The 3708-nt window shown below is 68.9% G+C and carries 1 protein-coding gene and 2 pseudogenes; all 3 read right to left on the minus strand.

Annotation, left to right across the window (positions count from 1 at the left end; translation table 11 throughout):
* Positions 1 to 117: 117 nt before the first annotated feature.
* A complete protein-coding gene (locus tag ABZW14_RS34160) occupies positions 118 to 750 on the minus strand; it encodes a carbohydrate-binding protein (RefSeq protein WP_355355375.1) in 633 nt (210 codons plus the stop codon).
* A 192-nt stretch (positions 751 to 942) separates the two neighbouring features.
* Positions 943 to 1173, minus strand: a pseudogene (locus ABZW14_RS34165) (PKD domain-containing protein); the annotation flags it as partial.
* 568 nt (positions 1174 to 1741) lie between these two features.
* Positions 1742 to 3457, minus strand: a pseudogene (locus ABZW14_RS34170) (ThuA domain-containing protein); the annotation flags it as partial.
* Positions 3458 to 3708 lie beyond the last annotated feature (251 nt).

Consider the following 3708-nt stretch of genomic DNA (forward strand, 5'->3'; position numbering starts at 1 on the left):
ACACCTCCCTATAACATATCTTTTTCTTTCCTCGACTTCTTTTCCCTGGTGTGTGTTTGTTTTCCATGTATGCGTGGGGGGGGGGGGGGCCGCCGCCCGGCGGCCCCACCCGGGGCGTCACGGGGTGACGCCGATGCCCTGGCCGGTGAACTCGATCCAGTTGAGGTTGCCGAAGCCGCTGGCCGGGCCACCCGGAACGGTGGTCATGACCAGGTAGAGCTTGTGCGAACCGCCCGGGTCGGTGACCGGCACGGTGGTGCTGGTGAAGGCGTTGTTGCCGGAGGTCGCGTTGACCGTGGCCGTGGCCACCAGCGGGCCGGTGGGGGAGTCCAGCCGGAACTGCACGCCGAACCGGGGCTGCCCGGCGGTGGCGGCGCTGCCCCCGGAGGTCCGCAGCGTCACCGACTGCATGTTCTTCAGGTTGACGGTGTTGTTGATCGCGATCCAGTCGCCGGGGTCGAGGCTGCCGCGCTGCTGCCCGCCCCCGGTGTCCGCGCTGGTGCCGACCGTGGTGCCGGACTCCTCGGTGGCGAACTCGACCTCCTGCCGCTTGGCCTGGATGATCTGCTGGTCCACCGTGGTCAGCGCCGGCTGGCCGTTGGCTCCCTTGTCGGTGTACGACGCGCTGACCACGCCGTAGATGTAGCCGCCGTGCGAGGCGTCGTCGGCGTCCGTGGGCAACACCCCGGAGCAGCCGAACTGGTTGGCCTCACCGTGCCCGTGGCTGTCGTGGCCGAGCACGAAGGTCACCTCGACCTTGCTGCAGTCGACCGGCCCGTCCTCCGGGTCGGTGACGGTGACCGTCCACGGGATGTCGTCGCCCCAGTTGAAGAAGCCGCCTTCGAGCGGGGTGGTGACCGTGACGGTCGGCGCGGTGTTGCCGACGGTGATGGTGGTGTTCGCCGACGCGGTCTTGCCGCTGGAGTCGGTCACCGTCAGCCGGGCGGTGTAGACGCCGTTGGTGGTGTAGGTGAACGACGGGTTCGGGTCGATCGAGTCGGTGGTGCCGTTGCCGTCGAAGTCCCAGGCGAACGAGATGGAGTCCGCCGGGTCCGGGTCCTTCGAGCCGTCGCTGGAGAAGGCGACGGTCAGCGGCGCCCGGCCGTTGGTCGGGGTCGCGTTCAGCACGGCGGTCGGCGCCCGGAGGCCCTTGACGTAGCTGAACTTGAGCATCGCCGCGTCCGGGTTGATGTTGAAGAAGCCGTCGCCGTACGTGAGCAGGTAGAAGTTGCCGTCCGCACCCCCAGCGCATGTCCATGGGGTTGTCGCAGAGGAACGGCTTCGCCGGCGTGGTGGGCGCCTGCCCGCAGTTCAGCACATTGTTGATCTTCAGGATGTCGCCCTGGTCGTCCAGCCGGATCTCCTTGAGGGTGTCCCGGGTGAACTCACCGAAGAAGATCGCGCCGTCGTAGTACTCGGGGAACTTCGTCTCCGACCTCAGCTCCGGGTCGAAGTCGTACTTCGCCGCCCCGTGCGGGCCGACGCCGCCCGTGCCCAGCTCGGGGAAGAGCACCGGGCAGGTCTGCGTCGGAGTCGACAGGTAGGACTCCGGGCAGGGGGTCGGGGCCTGGAACGAGTACCACAGCTCCGACTTCTCCACCCGCGGCAGGTCGGTCAGGCCGGTGTTGTGCCGCGAGGTGTTCTTCGGGGCCGCGCAGTCGAACGGCGCCACCGGGGAGATCGGGTTGGTGGTCCAGTTCATCTCGATGTACGGCAGGTTCGGCTGCACGCACATCGGCCAACCGTAGTTCGCCGGCTTGTCGACCACCATCATCCGGCCGGTGCCGGCGGGACCGCGGCCCACCTGGGCGACCGAGGAGTCCGGTGAGTAGTCGGTGATGTAGGCGACGTCGTTCTTGTCGAGGGTGATCCGGAACGGGTTCCGGAAGCCCATCGCGTAGACCTCCGGCCGGGTCTTGTCGGTGCCGGCCGGGAACAGGTTCCCCGCCGGGACGGTGTACGACCCGTCCGCGCCGACGGTGATCCGCAGGATCTTGCCGCGCAGGTCGTTGGTGTTGGCCGAGCTGCGCCGGGCGTCGACGAACGGGGCCTGGTAGACGCCGGTGGCGCTGACCGAGTCGTTGTGCGGCGAGAAGCCGCCCGACCCGCCGCCGCCGGCCGGGGTGTCGTCCCCGGTGACCAGCCAGAGGTTGTTCTTCGAGTCGAACGCGATGTCACCGGCCACGTGGCAGCAGGCGCCCCGGTCCACCGGCACCTGGAGGATCTTCTGCTCCGTGCTCACGTCCAGCGACGGGGTCTCCCCGTCGACGAACTTGAACCGGGAGAGCTGGAAGTAGCCCTTCCACTGGTCCCACGCGGCCGGGTCGGTGCTGGTGGTCGGCGCGCTGCCCGTCGGGGTGTCCAGCGGGGGCGCGTAGTAGAGGTAGACCCACTTGTTGGTGGCGAAGTCGTTGTCCACCGCCGGGCCGTACATCCCGTCCTCGCTGTTGGTGTAGACGGGGATCTGGGCCAGCACGGTCGTCTCGTTGGTCTCCGGGTTGTGCAGCCGCACGCCGCCACGGCGGTCGGTCTGGAGCACCCGGCCGTCGGGCAGCACGTCGAAGCCGATCGGCTCGTTGACGTTGGGCTGCGCCCCGACCACTGTCATCTGGTAGTTGGCCAGCACGGTCGCGCCGCAGTCGCCGTCGGTGACGCCGGCCGCCCACTGGATGGCCCCGCCCAGGTGGGCTCGCAGGTCCACACTGCCGTAGCTCTCCGCGGTGGCGCCGAGTCCGGTGTAGAACGACCGGCCGCCCTGGTAGTCCTTGCACCAGGTGATCGGGTGGTCGAAGCCCATGCTGCCACCGGTGTACGTCTTCTCGTCCACCGTGGCGAGCACGTGCGAGACGCCCCGGACGTTGGCCGCGAAGTTGTACCACCGGTCGGTGGTGGACCAGCGCTGCGGCAACGTCTTCGAGGCCGGGTGGACCCGGTCGGCGACCGTGACCGTCGCCGGGCTCGCGGCCGTCGGCGCGCCGGTGGCCCGGGTGCCGAGCACGTTGGTGAGGAACGACCAGTCCGGCTCGGCCTCGATGGCGGAGTTGACGCCCACGAAGCCGCCGCCGTCGCGGTAGTACGCCTCGAAGGCCGCCTGCTGGGCGTCGTTGAGCACGTCGCCGGCGGTGTTCAGGAACACGACGGCGCGGAACTGCTTCAGGTGGGGCTGGTCGAACTTGCGGGGGTCGTTGGTGACCTCGACGGTGAAGCGCCGGGCCTGACCGAGCTGCTGGATGGCCTGCACGCCGGCCGCGGTGGCGGCGTTGTTGCCGCTGGCGGACCTGGTGAAGACGAGCACCTTGTACTGGATGCCGTTGCTGACGGGTGCGGGGGCGGTGAGCACCGGCGCGGCCTGCGCCGGGGTCGGGGCCCGCTCCGCCGTCGCGACGAGGGTCGCGGAGACGAGCGTGAGCAGGCCGAGATATGTGGCGGCCCTGCGGCCGAAGGATCTTCTGCGCATCGAACCTCGCTCTGGTCGGGCGGGTCCGCCTCAGCGCCGGGACGAGGCTGAGGAGGTCGCTGGGGAGGTGACGAGAGCCTGGCCAGGTTCTACGCGAGACGATATTTGCGCCCAGGACCAAAGAGAAGAGGTTGAAGCCAAAAGTTTTCGATTAATCCCCGCGACTTTTGTTCAGGATGAGCGAAAGTAGGAGCGAGGGTCTCGTTCGGACAGACGGGAGCGGGCCGGTCGCCCGATGGCGACCGGCCCGC

The sequence above is a fragment of the Micromonospora sp. NPDC004551 genome, from assembly GCF_040609975.1.
Classification (GTDB): Bacteria; Actinomycetota; Actinomycetes; order Mycobacteriales; family Micromonosporaceae; genus Micromonospora.